The organism is Streptomyces longispororuber (genome assembly GCF_014656095.1).
GTDB classification, from domain to species: Bacteria; Actinomycetota; Actinomycetes; order Streptomycetales; family Streptomycetaceae; genus Streptomyces; species Streptomyces longispororuber.
In genome coordinates, this window is sequence record NZ_BNBT01000089.1 from 1 (window position 1) to 15,218 (window position 15,218).

Below are 15,218 nucleotides of genomic sequence, written 5' to 3' on the forward strand. Positions count from 1 at the left end.
GACGGGAACTCGCAGGCAGAAGCGGGATGGCCGAGTGAGCGGGCATGCGCTTGATCGCAGGGAACGTGCTGGTCAAGGGCGTGAAAGCAGACGAGGCGTACTGTACGACCCGGCCGAGATGCTGGACACCGCCTGCCCCGTGCCGGGCGAGGAGACGGACGTCTTCGCCGGGGCCTGCCGCGAGGCGGGGGTCTGGGGGGTCTTCTCGCTGACCGGTGAGCGGCACGAGGACCACCCGCACAAGCCGCCCTACAACACCCTCGTGCTCATCGACGACCAGGGCCGGATCGCGCAGAAGTACCGGAAGATCTTCCCGTGGTGTCCGATCGAGGGCTGGTACCCGGGGGACGCCACCCGGGTGACCGAGGGCCCCAAGGGCCTGCGGATCTCCCTGATCGTCTGCGACGACGGCAACTACCCCGAGATCTGGCGCGACTGCGCGATGAAGGGCGCCGAGCTGATCGTGCGCTGCCAGGGCTACATGTACCCGGCCAAGGAGCAGCAGATCCTCATGGCCAAGGCGATGGCCTGGGCGAACAACTGCTATGTGGCCGTCGCCAACGCCACGGGGTTCGACGGCGTCTACTCCTTCTTCGGGCACTCCGCCCTCATCGGCTTCGACGGGCGGACGCTGGGCGAGACCGGTGAGGAGGAGTACGGCGTGCAGTACGCGCAGCTCTCGGTGTCCGCCATCCGTGACGCGCGCGCCCACGACCAGTCGCAGAACCACCTGTTCAAGCTGATGCACCGCGGCTACGCGGGCGTGCACGCCGCGGGCGAGGGCGAACGGGGCGTGGCGGAGTGCCCGTTCGACTTCTACCGGCTCTGGGTCACCGACCCCGCCAAGGCCGCGGAGCAGGCCGAGGCGATCACCCGCGACACGATCGGCGTCGCCGACTGCCCCGTGGGCTCGCTGCCCGTACGGCCGCCGGAACAGGGGTGAGGGGTCGGCCCTGCGCCACTCCCGGCATCGGGTGGCGAGCCGGCGCCCGACGGGTACGCGGTGGGCGTCCCGGTGCGTGGCGCGCGAGGCGTCGCGCACCACGCCGCGGCACCCCCGGGTCTCCCCGGCGGCCGGCACCCGCGCGGCCGGGCGCGGGGCGTTCAGCCCGCCGCGCGCGTGACCAGCTCGGTGATCCGCTCCTCCACGGCCGCGGTCAGCTCGGTGAGGGCGAAGGCGGTCGGCCACATGGCGCCGTCGTCGAGGTGCGCGGCGTCGTTGAAGCCGAGCGTGGCGTAGCGCGCCTTGAACTTCCCCGCGCTCTGGAAGAAGCAGACGACCTTGCCGTCCCTGGCGTACGCGGGCATCCCGTACCAGGTCTTGGGCGTGAGCTCCGGGGCCGCGGCCCTGACGAGCGCGTGCACCCGCTCGGCCAGGACGCGGTCCGGCTCCGCCATCTCGGCGACCTTCGCGAGCAGTTCGGCCTCGCCGTCCGCCTTGCCGCCGCGCGCGCCCCGGCGCGCCGCCTTCACCTCCTTGGCGCGCTCCTTCATCGCGGCGCGCTCCTCGGCGGTGAACCCCTCGGCCGACTCGTCGTGCGCGGCGGCCCCGGCGGAGGCGGTGTTCGTGGAGGCGGTCTTCGTGGAGGCGGTCTTCGTGGCCATGGCGGCTTCCCTTCCTGCGGCCCCGTGGGGCAGTGTTCCCGCGGCCCCGTGGGGCGCTGTCGTTGATCTCATGCTAGGAAGCCGGCCCGTGCGCGGGCTTCTCCGATCCTGATCGCTTCGACAGCCGAGCGCCGGGTGTCACGAGGCCGTGAGCACGGCCGCGATGTCGCCGAGGAGCCGGGCGGGGTCGTCGTAGAGGTAGAAGTGGGCGCCCGGGTAGAGGGTCACGCGGACGCCGGAGGTGGCGTAGGGCTGCCACTGCCGGAGCTCGCCGGGGGACACCACGGGGTCCTCGCTGCCGCCGAAGGTGTGTAAGGGGCAGTCGAGCGGCGCCGGTTCGGCGCGGCGGTGGCGCGTGCCCAGGGTGAGGTCGGCGCGTACGGCGGCGAGGACGGAGCGCACGTACCCGGTGTGGCGCAGCAGGTTCTCCGGCATGCCGCCGGTGGCGCGCAGCCACCGGAGGAGGCCCGCGTCGTCCCGCTCCTGCACGGGTTCGGCCGTCGGCGGCAGGTGCGGCGGGCGCGCCCCGGAGACCAGCACGGCGCGGGGCGGCGCGATGCCGTGCCGCTGTGCCGCGAGGGCGAGTTCGTACGCGAGGAGGCCGCCGAAGCTGTGGCCGAAGAGCGCGTACGGCCGTGTGAACTCCGTGGCGAGGGCGTCCACCAGCGTGGCCACGAGGGTGTCGAGGTCGGTGGGGAGCGGCTCGGCGCCGCGGGTGCCGCGGCCCGGCAGTTCCACCGGCGCCAGCTCCAGGCCGTCGGGCAGGTGCGGGCGCCACACCGAGAAGGCACCGGCCGCGCCGCCCGCCTGCGGGAAGCACAGCAGCCGCACCCGCGGCTCCCCCGCGGCGAGGCGGCCGGTGACCCAACGGCGGGCACCGGGTGACGCGCCGGAGGGACGGGGCCCTTGCGGGTGCGCGCTTCCGGGTGCGCTCATGACGTGCTGCTCACCGCCTCCGTACGGACCGGTTCACGACCTCGACAGCATCGCGGGACGGCGGCACCCGCGCCAGCGGTGCGCGTGAACACGCCTCCGCCCGACGCTCCCCCGCACGCCACCGCTACAGTGGAAACTGTCATGGATGTCAGGTTCGGGTCCATGGGCCCGGGCCGTGCGCGGCGGCACGGACGCGGACCTGTGCCCAGGCGCCCGCGGCCCGGCTCCGCGGCCGGCGTACGAGGTGGACGATGCGGATCGGTGAACTGGCCCGGCGCACCGGAGTGAGCGAACGCTCCCTGCGCTACTACGAGAAGCAGGGGCTCCTGGCGGCCGAGCGCACCCCCGGCGGACACCGGGAGTACGCCGACAGCGCGGTCGACCGGGTCATCCGCATCCAGGAGCTGTACGCCGCGGGCCTGTGCAGCGCGAAGATCGTGCAGTTGCTGCCGTGCATCCGGGACACCGACGGCGGACCGGCCGCGACGGCGACGCCGTTCCTGGTCGACCAGCTCACCGCGGAGCGGGACCGCATCAACCGTATGATCACGGACCTGGTGCGGTCCCGCGACGTGCTGGACGAGGTGATCGACGCGGCGTCCGGTGCCACCGGCGACTGCCCCGGCCAGCGGTCGGGCGCGGACGCCGCTGCCTGAACGGGCGCCGGGTGAGGGGTCGTCAGAGCAGTGCGGCGCGGGGGCCGTCCGGTGCCTCCAGGCGCCGGTCCACCACCGACCGGGCCACCTCGGCGACCTCGTCCTGGGTGAGCTGCCGGTAGCCGTCCTCGGTGACCAGGCACACGCGCGGGAACAGCTTGCGGCTGAGGTCGGGCCCGCCGGTCGCCGAGTCGTCGTCCGCGGCGTCGTACAGCGCCTGCACGGCGGCCAGGACGATCTCGGCCTCGGGCATGCCCGGGTGGTAGAGCTTCTTCAGGGAGCCGCGGGCGTAGACGGAGCCCGAGCCGGTGGCGGCGATGTCGCGCTCCTCGCTGCGGCCGCCCGTCACGTCGTACGAGAAGATCCGGCCCACGCCCTTGTCCAGGTCGTACCCGGCGAACAGCGGGACGACGGCGAGGCCCTGCATCGCCATCGGCAGGTTGCCGCGGACGAGGGTCGTCAGGCGGTTCGCCTTGCCGAGCAGGGACAGGGCGGTGCCCTCGATCTTCTCGTGGTGCTCCAGCTCCAGTTGGAAGAGCTTGACGAGTTCGACGGCGATGCCCGCGGTGCCCGCGATGGCTATCGCGGAGTGCCCGTCGGCGGGGAAGACCTTGTCGTAGTCGCGGTGCGCGATGACGTTGCCCATCGTCACGCGGCGGTCGCCCGCCACCAGGACGCCGTCCGCGTACGTCGCGGCGACGATGGTGGTGCCGTGCGGGGCCTCGAAGCCGTCGTGCGGGGCGGGCAGGGAGCGGTTGGCGGGCAGCAGGCCGGGCGCGTGCGCCGCCAGGAAGTCCACGAAGGACGACGTCTCGGGTGCCAAGAAGGCGGGTGGCAGACCGCCTGTGCCGTGCGGACCGGTGTTCATGCGCGTCCCTCCCGTGCCTGCCGACGGACCCGTGCCCGCCGACGGATCTTGTGCCGCACCCTACCCCGCCGCTCCAATGCGGTAACCCCGTCGGGGAGTTGTGCTGCCGGAAGCCCGCCGGGCCTCGGTGCCCGGCGGAACACGTGCCCCGTACAACCCTGCGCCCCCGTGCGCGGTCGAACAGGGCGCCGGCCGGGGAGCGGGCCCCTGACCGGGCCGCCCGCGCACCGCCCGGACCGCCCGCACCGCTTGGACCGCCGGGACCGCCGGGACCGCCGGGACCGCTCGCGGCAGCCCGACTGCTTCCTCTCCGCCCTCTCCACAGGAGCCTTCCTTGCGCATGAACCGTCCGGCCGCGCTCACCGCGGCCTCCTTCCTGCTGCTGACCGGCGCGGGCGTCGCCGCCGCGCCCGCCGCGTTCGCGGGCACGCCGGGAAGCACCCACGCCAACGACCGCAACAGCGACTTCAACGGCGACGGCCACGAGGACCTGCTGGTCGGCGCGCCCGGCGCGACCGTCGGCGGCCACCGGGGGGCCGGGCTCGTCACCGTCCAGTACGGCTCGCGCGGCGGCGTCGGCACCACGGACGTGGCGCGCCTCAGCGAGGCCACCACCGGCGGCGACGGCGTCCCCGAGCCGGGCGACGGCTTCGGCACCACCGTCACCAGCGGCGACCTGAACTCCGACGGCTACGACGACGCCGTGGTCGCGGCGCCCGGCGAGGACGTCGACGGTGTGCGGGACGCCGGCCGCCTGACCATCTTCTGGGGCACCGAGCAGGGCCTGAGGCCCGGGCTCAGTGACGTCATCGAGGCCGAGGAGCCGCGCGCGGGCGAGCGGTTCGGCACCGCCCTGGCCGCCGCGCGGTTCAGCGGCGCGACCGAGGGCGACGTGCTCGCCGTGACCGACCGCGACGAGCTGGACACCTACACCTACGGCGACGAGCCGCACATCCCCGGCAACGGTGCCGCACCGTTCCACCGCCGCTCCTCCCGGCGCCTGACCGCGCCCGCCCCCGCGCCGACGGCGTCCCGCCCCGACGGGCGCGCCGCGGCGCGCACCGTCCTGCCGCGGACGCTCACCACCGGCGACTACGACGACAACGGCTTCGCCGACCTCGTCGTGTCCGGCGTGACCACGGGCGCCGAGCCCGGGCACGGCTGGTCCACGTACTACTCCGGGCACGCCGGGGGCCTCACCGAGGAGCGCACCCTGCGTGGCGGCCCCGTCGCCGCCACGGGTGACATCGACGGCGACGGCTTCGACGACCTGGTGACCGGTGAGCCCACCTCCCCCGACGACGGCGGCGAGACGCTGACCGGCGGCCTGGTCGGCGTCCGCTACGGCAGCGCCGACGGCCCGGCCGCGGACGTGCAGTGGTGGACCCAGGGCTCGGCGGGTGTGCCCGGCGTGGTGGAGAAGGGCGACGGCTGGGGTGCCGACCTCTCCGTGGACGACACGGACCGCGACGGCTACGCGGACGTCGCGGTCGGCGCGCCCGGCGAGGACGTCGGCCCCGTCGCGGACGCGGGCGCGGTGTGGCTGCTGCGCGGCGGCGCCCACGGCCTGACCGCGAAGGGCGCGGCCTCCTGGACGCAGAACACCGAGGGCGTCCCCGGGGCCGCCGAGAAGGGCGACAAGTGGGGCGCCCAGGTGCGGCTCGCGGACCCGAACCGCGACCGCCGCTTCGACCTGCTCGCGGCGGCTCCGGGCGAGAACACCGGGGACGGCGTGGTGTGGTTCCTGCCGTCCAAGGCGAGCGGCGTCACCGCCGCCGGGTCCTGGTCGTACGGCGCGAAGTCGCTGGGAGTGCCGGTGGACGGGGCCGCGTTCGGCACGGCGGTGGACGAGTAGCAGGGCGGTGCACGGGGTGAGGACGCGGTAGCGCGGCGGCGTACGTGGAGCACTGCGGTCTACGGAGAGCACGCCGGTCGTCGTGGAGCGTGGCGGGCGCGACGGGAGCGCGGCGGGCGACGTGGAGTGCGGCGGGTCGCGAGGAGCGCGGCAGGCGACGTGGAGTGCGGTGGGTCGCGAGGAGCGCGGCGGGTCACGAGGGAGGACAGCGGCCCGCCGCGCGGCCGACCGAAGTCTCGCCCCCGTGGAACCAAGGTCGCGTGCCTGCGGGCCGCCGCGCGACCTCGGTCGCGCGGCCATGGCCCCGGGACTGTTTGGCGAAATACCCCCATCCAGGCAAGATGCCCGCATGAAGAGCGAGCTTTTCTCCGAGCGCCACCTGGCGCAGCCGGCCACCGCCGCCGGCATGACCGAGCAGAACTCCAAGTCCCTGAAGTACACGGTGGACGGCGAGATGCTGGCCCGGCAGGGCGCGATGATCGCCTACCGCGGCAACCTCCAGTTCGAGCGCAAGAGCCAGGGCGTGGGCGGCATGCTCAAGCGCGCGGTCACCGGCGAGGGGCTGCCGCTGATGACGGTGCGCGGCCAGGGCGAGGCGTGGTTCGCGCACGAGGCGCAGAGCTGCTTCATCGTCGACCTGGAGCCGGGGGACGCCCTCACCATCAACGGCCGCAACGTCCTGTGCTTCGACGCGAGCCTGTCGTACGAGATCAAGACCGTGAAGGGCTCGGGCATCTCCGGCGGCGGCCTGTTCAACTCGGTGTTCACCGGCCACGGCAGGCTGGGGCTCATGTGCGAGGGCGAGCCGCTGGTGATCCCGGTGTCGCCGAAGGCACCGGTGTACGTGGACACCGACGCGGTGGTCGGCTGGACCGCCAACCTGGAGACGTCGCTGCACCGTTCGCAGTCCATCGGCTCGATGCTGCGCGGCGGCTCCGGCGAGGCCGTGCAACTGCTCCTCCAGGGCGAGGGCTTCGTCATCGTGCGGCCGAGCGAGGCCGCGCCGGCGAAGCCGCAGCAGCACTGAGCGTGGGCGGCCGCCGCAGCGCCGGGCTGCTGCTCTTCCGCCACGCGGGAGCGGGGCCGGAGGTGCTGATCGGGCACATGGGCGGGCCGTTCTGGGCGCGGCGCGACACCGCCGCCTGGTCGATCCCCAAGGGCGAGCACGGCGACGACGAGGAACCGCTGGCCGCGGCGGTGCGGGAGTTCGAGGAGGAGCTCGGGCTGCCCGCCCCCGAGGGGCCGTACGTTCCGCTGGGCGAGACGCGCCAGGCGGGCGGCAAGACGGTGACCGTCTGGGCCGTCGAGGCCGACCTCGACCCGGCGACCGTGGTGCCCGGGACCTTCCGGATGGAGTGGCCGCGCGGCTCGGGCCGCGTACGCGAGTTCCCGGAGCTGGACACGGTGGCCTGGCTGCCGCCGGACCGCGCGCGCGACAAGCTCGTGGCGGGCCAGCGCGTCTTCCTGGGCCGGCTGGCGGCCCACCTCGGCACCTGAGGACCGCAACGGGGCGCTCCGCCGCGGGCCTTGGGGTCACTCCCCCCGTCGCACCCACGCCGGGCGGGCCGGCGGACGGCTCTCCGGGTGGACCAGCAGCCAGTCGTCCCAAGCGATCCGCCCGGCGGTCACCCGGGCGGCCCTCGAACCGTGGTCGGGTCGGCCGCCGCCCCACACCCCACGCCGCCCGCCTACGACGTCACCACGTCACCGCGCCACCGCGTCATCCCCCGCAGCACACGTCCACGGCAGACGCCTTGTGCTCCGGGGCGTCCGCCGCCACCGCCCCCGCCTCCGCCCGCGCCAGGCGCGCCCGCAGCATCGGCAGGGCGCACAGCGTGAGGGTGAGCGCGAGGGCTCCGGCGACGACCGCCACCGAGACGCCCGCGGTGGCGCCGAGGTGGTCGTGGACGACGCCGGTGACGGCCGCGCCGAGCGCGACGCCGCTCTGCAGGCCCGCGATCATCCAGGTCATGGCCTCGGTGAGATGACGCTCCGGCGTCACGCGCTCGACGATGCTCATGACCACGACCATGGTCGGGGCGAAGAAGACCCCCGCGAGGAACACCACCGCGACCATCCCGGCGACGCCGTCCACGAGCAGGAACGGAAGCGTCGTCAGGGCCGTTCCACCCACGCCGATCAGCAGCAGCCGGGGCAGCGGCACGCGCACGTGCCGGGCGCCGAACAGTAGGCCCGCGAGGCCCGAGCCGATCGCGTACACGGCGAAGACAAGACCGGCGAGCGACTTGTCACCCGCGCGCTCGGCGAAGGCGAGGCCCATGGTGTCGACCATGCCGGGGATCGCGCCGCCGCACAGCAGGACGAGCGCCGGCACGAGGACGGGCGGCGAGAGGATCACCGAGGATCCGCCGTCCGCACCGGCCCGCGGCCTGACCGGCGGCTCGGTGCTCTTCTGCGGGACGAACAGCGCCACCCCGACGACCAGCAGCAGCCCCGCCGCCATGGGCGCGGCCTGCGGGAACAGCGCGGTGGAGAGCACCACGGCGAGCGCCGGGCCGACGACGTACGTCAGCTCGTCGACGACGGACTCCATGGAGTACGCGGTGTTCAACCGCGGCGTGCCCCGGAAGATCTCCGTCCAGCGGGCCCTGACCATCGCGCTCATGCTCGGCATCAGGCCGGACAGCAGCGCGAGGAGGAACAGCGTCCACCTGGGGGCATCGACGGTGGCGCAGAGCAGCAGGCCCGCGAGCCCGAGCACGCTGACTCCGGTGGCGAGGGGCAGCACCCGGCTCTGCCCGCGCCGGTCCACCGCCTTGGAGACCTGCGGCCCGAGAAAGGCCATGGAGAAGGTGAACGTGCCGGCGACCAGTCCGGCCAGCGCGTACTCACCGGTGGTCTCGGAGAGCATCGTCAGGATGCCCATGTGGGTCAGGGGCAGGGGGAGACGGGCGACGAGGCCCGCGGAGCTGAAGGCCTTCGTGCCGGGGGCGGAGAAGATCTCGCGGTATGCGTGTGCCATTGCCTGTCCTGTCGTGGGATCGGCCTCGGCCCGTGCGGGCATGCGTCGGCACCCGGCCGCGCGCATACCTCACGGACAACAACCGGGACCATCGTTCCATTTTTTCTTGTCCCCCGCCAGGCTCCGGGGAGGCGGCCCGCGCCGCCGCCTCAGCGCAGGTCGAGGCGCATCAGGACGCGGGGGTGCCCGGCCAGCACCGAGGCGGTGTCGGCGGCGTGGACGAAGCCGGCGCGTTCGAAGTTCTTCCGGAGCCCGGCGTAGGCCATGGTGAGGTCGACCCGGGCGTCGCCGCTGTCCAGGGGGTACGCCTCGACCACCGGCGCACCGTGGTCGCGGGCGAAGGCGACGGCACCCGCGATGAGCGCGTGGGAGATGCCCTTCTTGCGGTGGCCGGGGCGCACCCGGACGCACCACAGGGACCAGACCGGCAGGTCGTCGACGTGCGGGATCGTGCGGCTGCGCGCGAAGGAGGTGTCCGCGCGCGGCGCCACGGCGGCCCAGCCGACCGGCTCGCCCCCGTCGTACGCGAGCACCCCGGGCGCGACGTCCGCCCCGCACAGTTCGGCCACGTACGCGCCGCGGTCCGGGCCGCGGAGCTGGTTGTTGAGCTTGGCCGGGATGCGGTAGCTGAGGCACCAGCAGACGTTCGCGGTGGGCGACTTGGGGCCGAGTACGGCGCGGACGTCCTCGAAGATCGAGGCCGGACGGACGTCGATGGTCATACGGTCACCCTGTCACGGGCCTCGGGGTGACGCCGCACGTCGGGGGCCTGCCGCGTATGACGTGGATCACAGGGCAGAGTGATTATTCAAGTTTGACTAGGGCGCCGTCGCGGTATACGTTCTCTCACGTAGTCAAGTTTGACTATGGCGAACGCAGGGTCCCGGGTTCAGACTTCCGCCCGCCCGACCAGGCGACCGGCCGACCGGCCGACTCGACCATCCCGACCGACCGACCGTGAAGGAAACTGCATGACGCATCTGCCCGACACCGGTTACACCCCGACCGCCGAGGACCGCGCGAGCCTGGACGCCTGGTTCGCCGAGTACGACGCCGCCAGCGGCAAGCGGGACGTGGAGCGCATGGCGGACATGGCGGTGTTCCCGCTCAACCTCGTGAGCGACGACTCCGCGGGCGACGGCCGGTCGGCGCAGTGGGACCGGCGGCAGTTCGTCGAGACCATGACCCACGTGATGGGCGACGGCGGCCAGGACATCACCTTCGAGTCCACCCGGACCCCGGTGTTCCTGTCGGCGTCCATGGCGGTCGTCTTCACCGACTCCGTCATGACGGCCGACGGCCACACCCAGCAGCTCAGGTACGCCGACATCCTGCTCAGGCGGAACGGCACCTGGGCGTTCCAGACGATGATCCAGGGCGGCTGGGGAGACAACCTGTAACCAGGGAGACCTGTCGCCAGGGAGACATGTCACCAGGGGGCGTGTCGCCAGGAGACGTGTCGCCAAGGTGACATGTGGCCAGAGAGACCTGTAACCAGGGAGACCTGTAGCCAGGAACACCTGGAGCCGCGAAGGCCACCGCTCCGGGGCCGCCCTCCGCCGAGGGCGGCCCCTTCGCCTTACCGCCGTCCCGCCCGGGCCGCCCCACCCCGGCCCTGCCGGGCGGCACCCCCTGCCCTCCGCCACCTGCCATAGCGGCACATAAGGCGTGACATAGGATGATCGCCGGTTCCGGGGCGGCCGGGGCGCGTTCCGGCCACCGTGCTCGTCGGCGCCCACCCTGCACCGGCCTCAGCCGAACCCCCCACACCCGAAGGGCAGTTGTGCGCACATCTCGTTGGTCCCGGGCCATCGCCGTCGGGGCGGGCGTCGTCCTCGCCGTCTCCGCGCACACCGCCTCCGCGGCACCGCCGCCTCCCGGGCCGGGCACCGCCGACCCCCACGGGCCGGGCCGCGGCGCCGAGACCTCCGCACCGGCCAGGAGCGGCAGCGGCTGGACGGCCGAGGACGCCGAGGAGTTCTGGACCTCGCGGCGCATGGAGTCGGCGACGCCGCCGCCCTCCCCCGGACCGCCCGACTCCGCGACCCCCGCCACCGGCTCCGCCGCCCCGCGGGCGCTCGCCTCCCGCGCACCGTCGGCGACGTACTACAAGGGCACCAAGACCGTCGGTGTCCTGTACTACGTCGACAGCGGGTTGAAGGCGCACAGTTGCACCGCAAGCGTGGTGCACAGCCCCCGGGGCAACCTCATCCTCACCGCGGGCCACTGCGGGCCCGGCAGGAAGCACGCCTTCGTGCCGCGGTACCGCACGGGCACGCCCGCGGCGTCCCAGCCGTACGGCATCTGGGCGGTCGACCGGTTCTTCAAGGACCCCCGGCACACCGCCACCGGACCCGGCTCCGACCTGGACTTCGGCTTCGCGACCGTCAAGCCCGACCGGACCGGCCGGCAGCTCGAACAGGTCACCGGCGCCAACACTTTGGCCCGCACGCCCGGTTACCGGGTGCGGGCGACCGTCATCGGCTACCCGAAGGCCCGCTACGACGCCAAGGACCAGGCGGTCATGTGCCGGGCCGGGACGACGCGGCTCCCCGGCTACCGGCAACTGCGCATGGAGTGCGGCGGCCTGCACGGCGGCACCTCCGGCGGCCCGTGGCTGCTGGACTTCGACGAGCGGACCGGCACCGGCCGGGTCGTCGGCAACATCGGTGGCGTGGGCGGCGGCGGCCCCAGCAGCGCCGTCTCGTACGCCCCGCTCTACGACGACGAGGTGTTCAAGCTCTACGACGACGCCGTGCACGACGTCGCCACCGTCGTACGGCCGCCGCTCCCCTACACGCTCGGCACCGGCGAGACCTGGCAGCGCGCCCGGCAGTTGGCCTCCGGCGACTACACCGGCGACGGCAGGGCGGACCTGCTGGTGGTGTGGAACAGCGGCGAGGTCACGCTGCACACCGGCGACGGCAAGGGCGGCTTCACCGGCGGGCGGCGCCTGAAGGCACCCAACGGCACCTGGAAGCACGCCACGACGCTCACCGGCGGCGACTTCACCGGCACCGGCCGCGCCGGCCTGCTGGTGCGCTGGTCCGACGGCGAGGTCACGCTGTACCGCGACGTGTCCGCCGCGGGCCTCGGCAGGGAGACCAGGCTCGCCAAGGCCGGGTCCGTCTGGAAGCACGCCGCCCAGATCACCGCGGGCCGCTTCACCGGCAACGCCCGCGCCGACGACGTGGTGGTCCGCTGGAGCGACGGCGAGGTCACCCTCCACCGCGACGTGGACGGCGGCGGGTTCCCCGAGGCGAAGGAGACCCGGCTGAAGAAGCCCAGTGCCACCTGGAAGCGCACCACGCTGCTCACGAGCGGCGACTTCACCGGCTCCGGCCGCTGGGACCTCCTGGTCCGCCGGCCCGACGGCAGGCGCACGCTCCACCAGGACGTCGGCACCGGCGGCCTCGGCCGGGCGACCCGGCTGCCCGGGTCCGACGCCCTGTGGAAGCACGCCGCGGTGATGACGGCGGGCGCCCACACCGCGGGCGGCCGGGCCGACGACCTCATCGTGCGCTGGAGCGACGGCGGGGTCACCCTCTACGCCGACACCACCACCCGGCTCGGCGCCGAGCGCGGCCTCGTCCCCCCGAAGGCCACCTGACCGGGGCCGCCACCCGACCGGGGCGGGCCTCACCGGGGCCCGTCGGGGCCCCGCGCGGACCGGGTACCGTCGAAGGAAACGGCGCGCGTACACGACGGGCGGCACGGCCGGTGGAGGGCGCGCGCACGACCGCGGGAGAGTCACCCTGAACGAGCCGACCACCGATCCGACCACCGAGCCCACCACCCAGCCGACCGCCGAAGCCACCGGGCCGGGCACCGAGCCGGCCGTCGAGACCACCGGTCAGGCAGCCGAACCGGCCGCCGAACCGGCCGCCCAGCCGGTCACCGACGGCCGCCGCGCCAAGGGCGAGCGCCGTCGCCGGGCGCTGATCGAGGCCACCGTGCGCGTCATCGCGCGCGACGGCGCCGCGGGCGTCACGCACCGTACGGTGGCCCGGGAGGCGGGGCTGCCCACGACCGCCACGACGTACTACTTCAGCAGCATCGACGCGCTCCTGACGGCGGCGCTCACGCAGTGCATGGAGGAGGACTCCGCGCGCATCGAGGCGCTGGTGGGCGCGCCGGACGACGGGGTCGACAAGCGCCGGTCGCTCGCCCTGCTGATGGCGGAGATCCTCAGCCCGCCCGGGCACCTGCTCGCGGAGTTCGAGCTGTTCCTGCTGGCGGCGCGCCGCCCCGAGCAGCGGGCGGCGACCCGGCGCTGGACGGAGGCGCTCGCCGCGTTCGCCCGGCAGTTCACCGACGAGCCGCTGCGCGTGAAGCTCTTCGCCCAGGCCTACGACGGGCTGCTGCTCCAGGCCCTCCTGGCCGACAAGCCCCCGACGCCCGACGAGTTCGAGGAGCTGCTGCGCGAGCTGCTGCCGGACCCTGAGGGGGCCTGAGCCCGGCGGGCGCCTCAGCCACGGATGCGGTAGCGCGCGTACGCCATCCCGGTCGCCGCCGTGGGGAACGCGCGGCAGCCGGTCGCCTCCGTCTGGCTGCACCGCCCGCCAAGGTCCGACACGGCACCCGGCTGCGGAAAGCGCGGCCCTCGGTGTGGGAGGGTGCGGCGTGCCGACGGGCGACGTACGCCTCATCCGCCGACACGCGGACAGGGCGCGGCGGACCGTGCCCGGCCGTTCCGCGTGGAACAGTGCCTGTCCGGCCGCCGTCCGGCCCCCGGGCGGCGGCCGGTGCGGAGCGCGCGCCCCGCCCCGCCGGGCACCTGGCATGCGGGGCCCCGCTCGCGGGCACCCGTGGGCCGGTGGCCGCCGAGGCGCGCCAAGACCGTGTGTGGACGTGGACGAGGAGAACGCCAATGCCTGTAGCCCGATACTGTCTCGTCGCTCTGGACTGCCCCGACCCGCCCGCCCTCGCCGGCTTCTACAAGGCGCTCCTCGGCGGCACCGTGGAGAAGTACGACGACGACTGGTACGACCTGTACACGCCGGACGGCAACCGCATCGCCTTCCAGCGCGCCCCGGACCACCGCCCGCCGCAGTGGCCGCGCGCCGACGCCAACTCCCAGCAGCTCCACCTGGACCTCACCGTCGAGGACATGGCGGAGGCGGAGAGCGAGGCCCTGGCGCTGGGGGCCATGCCGCTGGACCTGGACGACAAGGACGGGCAGCGCGGGTTCCGCGTGTACGCGGACCCGGCGGGGCACCCCTTCTGCCTCTGCCGGGCCTGAGGGACCGGGGGCGGGGCTCGCCGACGGGCCGCCGCCCCCGTTCGACTACAGTGGGCGCGGGCCGTGACTGGCGCTTGGGTGGAGCACCACCGGGGAGCGGCCTGACGCAGATGTCGATGCCGTGCGCCTGGGCGACTGGTCAACCACGCCTGGAGGCGGCCATGTCCCCCACCACCACGACCGTTCCCGCCCAGCTCGCCCAGCTCATGGACGGCACCGCGCTCGCGCGGCGCGTCGCCGGGGAGACCGCGGCCCGCGCGGCGGAGGTCGCCCGGCGCACGGGCAGCGCGCCCTGTCTGGCGACCGTCCTCGTGGGCGAGGACCCCGCGTCGGTCACGTACGTACGGATGAAGCGGAACCGCTGCACCAAGGCCGGGATCGTCTCGCGCCACCTCGCGCTGCCCGCCGCGACCACGACCGAGGAGCTGGTCTCCACCCTGCGCGCGCTCTCCGAGGACCCGACGGTGCACGGCATCCTGCTCCAGCACCCGGTCGGGGACCACATCGACGAGCGCGCGGCGTTCGAGGCCATCGCGCCGGAGAAGGACGTCGACGGCGTCACGCTCAGCTCGTTCGCGGCGATGAGCTTCGGCCGGCCCGGCTTCGTGTCCTGCACCCCGGGCGGCATCATGCGCCTCCTCGACGCGTACGACGTGGACCTCGCCGGGAAGCGCGCCGTCGTGGTCGGCCGCAGCGCGATCCTCGGCAAGCCCGCCGGGATGCTGCTGCTGGCCCGGGACGCCACGGTGACGTACTGCCACTCGCGCACCGCGGACCTGTCGGCGCACGTCCGCGAGGCCGACGTCGTCGTGGCGGCCGTGGGCCGCCCGCGGCTGATCCGCGGCGAGGACGTCAAGCCGGGCGCGGTGGTGATCGACGCCGGGTACAACCCGGGCAACGTCGGCGACGTCGACTTCGACGGCGCGCTGCACCGTGCCCGCCTCATCACCCCGGTACCGGGCGGCGTCGGCCCGATGACGATCGCGGTGCTCCTGGACCAGACCGTGACGGCGGCCGAGCGACAGCTCGGCCTGGCCTGACGGAAGCCCCGGCGGGTACGCGCGGCCGCGGCG

At 74.3% G+C, this 15,218-nt stretch carries 15 protein-coding genes and 1 riboswitch; of the genes, 10 read left to right on the forward strand and 5 right to left on the reverse strand.

The genetic code is table 11. From position 1 onward, the window contains the following. The first annotated feature begins 34 nt into the window (after positions 1–34). Positions 35–943 carry an aliphatic amidase gene (locus tag IE330_RS24330; protein ID WP_268257336.1) on the forward strand — a complete coding sequence of 303 codons (909 nt, stop codon included), beginning with the start codon at positions 35–37 and terminating at the stop codon, positions 941–943. Positions 944–1,104: 161 nt separating this feature from the next. On the opposite strand, the gene IE330_RS24335 is transcribed toward IE330_RS24330, so the two are convergent. Then, positions 1,105–1,494 (reverse strand): iron chaperone, encoded by a 390-nt coding sequence (locus tag IE330_RS24335; RefSeq protein WP_229925887.1) that lies wholly within the window; start codon positions 1,492–1,494, stop codon positions 1,105–1,107. Positions 1,495–1,743: 249 nt separating this feature from the next. After that, complete coding sequence (locus IE330_RS24340; protein WP_190138239.1) at positions 1,744–2,541, reverse strand: thioesterase II family protein; 798 nt, start codon at positions 2,539–2,541, stop codon at positions 1,744–1,746. Positions 2,542–2,792: 251 nt separating this feature from the next. Between IE330_RS24340 and IE330_RS24345 the strand changes: the two genes are divergently transcribed. Continuing rightward, on the forward strand, positions 2,793–3,197 hold the full coding sequence (locus IE330_RS24345; protein ID WP_190138240.1) for a MerR family transcriptional regulator: 405 nt from the start codon (positions 2,793–2,795) through the stop codon (positions 3,195–3,197). A gap of 22 nt (positions 3,198–3,219) precedes the next feature. Here the strand turns inward: IE330_RS24345 and prcB are convergent, their stop codons facing one another. Then, positions 3,220–4,065, reverse strand: coding sequence for a proteasome subunit beta (prcB, locus tag IE330_RS24350; RefSeq protein WP_190138241.1), 846 nt, complete (start codon positions 4,063–4,065; stop codon positions 3,220–3,222). A gap of 334 nt (positions 4,066–4,399) precedes the next feature. On the opposite strand from prcB, the gene IE330_RS24355 reads away from it, so the two are divergent. From IE330_RS24355 to IE330_RS24365, 3 genes are all read left to right on the forward strand, one after another. Continuing rightward, positions 4,400–5,920, forward strand: a complete 1,521-nt coding sequence (locus IE330_RS24355; RefSeq protein ID WP_190138242.1) for an FG-GAP repeat protein — start codon at positions 4,400–4,402, stop codon at positions 5,918–5,920. A gap of 349 nt (positions 5,921–6,269) precedes the next feature. Continuing rightward, positions 6,270–6,947, forward strand: a complete 678-nt coding sequence (locus tag IE330_RS24360; RefSeq protein ID WP_190138243.1) for an AIM24 family protein — start codon at positions 6,270–6,272, stop codon at positions 6,945–6,947. A gap of 2 nt (positions 6,948–6,949) precedes the next feature. Beyond that, a complete protein-coding gene (locus IE330_RS24365) occupies positions 6,950–7,417 on the forward strand; it encodes an NUDIX hydrolase (protein ID WP_190138244.1) in 468 nt (155 codons plus the stop codon). A 223-nt stretch (positions 7,418–7,640) separates the two neighbouring features. Here the strand turns inward: IE330_RS24365 and IE330_RS24370 are convergent, their stop codons facing one another. Both IE330_RS24370 and IE330_RS24375 read right to left on the reverse strand, forming a co-directional pair. Then, positions 7,641–8,903 (reverse strand): MFS transporter, encoded by a 1,263-nt coding sequence (locus tag IE330_RS24370; protein WP_190138245.1) that lies wholly within the window; start codon positions 8,901–8,903, stop codon positions 7,641–7,643. A 149-nt stretch (positions 8,904–9,052) separates the two neighbouring features. Further along, complete coding sequence (locus IE330_RS24375; protein WP_190138246.1) at positions 9,053–9,625, reverse strand: GNAT family N-acetyltransferase; 573 nt, start codon at positions 9,623–9,625, stop codon at positions 9,053–9,055. Positions 9,626–9,874: 249 nt separating this feature from the next. On the opposite strand from IE330_RS24375, the gene IE330_RS24380 reads away from it, so the two are divergent. The 5 genes from IE330_RS24380 (at position 9,875) to IE330_RS24400 (ending at position 15,185) form a co-directional block, all read left to right on the forward strand. Further along, a complete protein-coding gene (locus IE330_RS24380; protein ID WP_190138247.1) occupies positions 9,875–10,303 on the forward strand; it encodes a nuclear transport factor 2 family protein in 429 nt (142 codons plus the stop codon). Positions 10,304–10,686: 383 nt separating this feature from the next. Then, positions 10,687–12,513, forward strand: a complete 1,827-nt coding sequence (locus IE330_RS24385) for a trypsin-like serine peptidase (protein WP_229925883.1) — start codon at positions 10,687–10,689, stop codon at positions 12,511–12,513. A 331-nt stretch (positions 12,514–12,844) separates the two neighbouring features. Beyond that, positions 12,845–13,357, forward strand: a complete 513-nt coding sequence (locus tag IE330_RS24390) for a TetR/AcrR family transcriptional regulator (protein WP_268257339.1) — start codon at positions 12,845–12,847, stop codon at positions 13,355–13,357. Between the two features lie 416 nt (positions 13,358–13,773). Further along, positions 13,774–14,145 carry a VOC family protein gene (locus IE330_RS24395; protein ID WP_190138248.1) on the forward strand — a complete coding sequence of 124 codons (372 nt, stop codon included), beginning with the start codon at positions 13,774–13,776 and terminating at the stop codon, positions 14,143–14,145. Positions 14,146–14,198: 53 nt separating this feature from the next. After that, positions 14,199–14,285: riboswitch (ZMP/ZTP riboswitch) on the forward strand. A 21-nt stretch (positions 14,286–14,306) separates the two neighbouring features. Next, positions 14,307–15,185, forward strand: coding sequence for a bifunctional 5,10-methylenetetrahydrofolate dehydrogenase/5,10-methenyltetrahydrofolate cyclohydrolase (locus IE330_RS24400; RefSeq protein ID WP_229925885.1), 879 nt, complete (start codon positions 14,307–14,309; stop codon positions 15,183–15,185). The last annotated feature ends 33 nt before the right edge of the window (positions 15,186–15,218 follow it).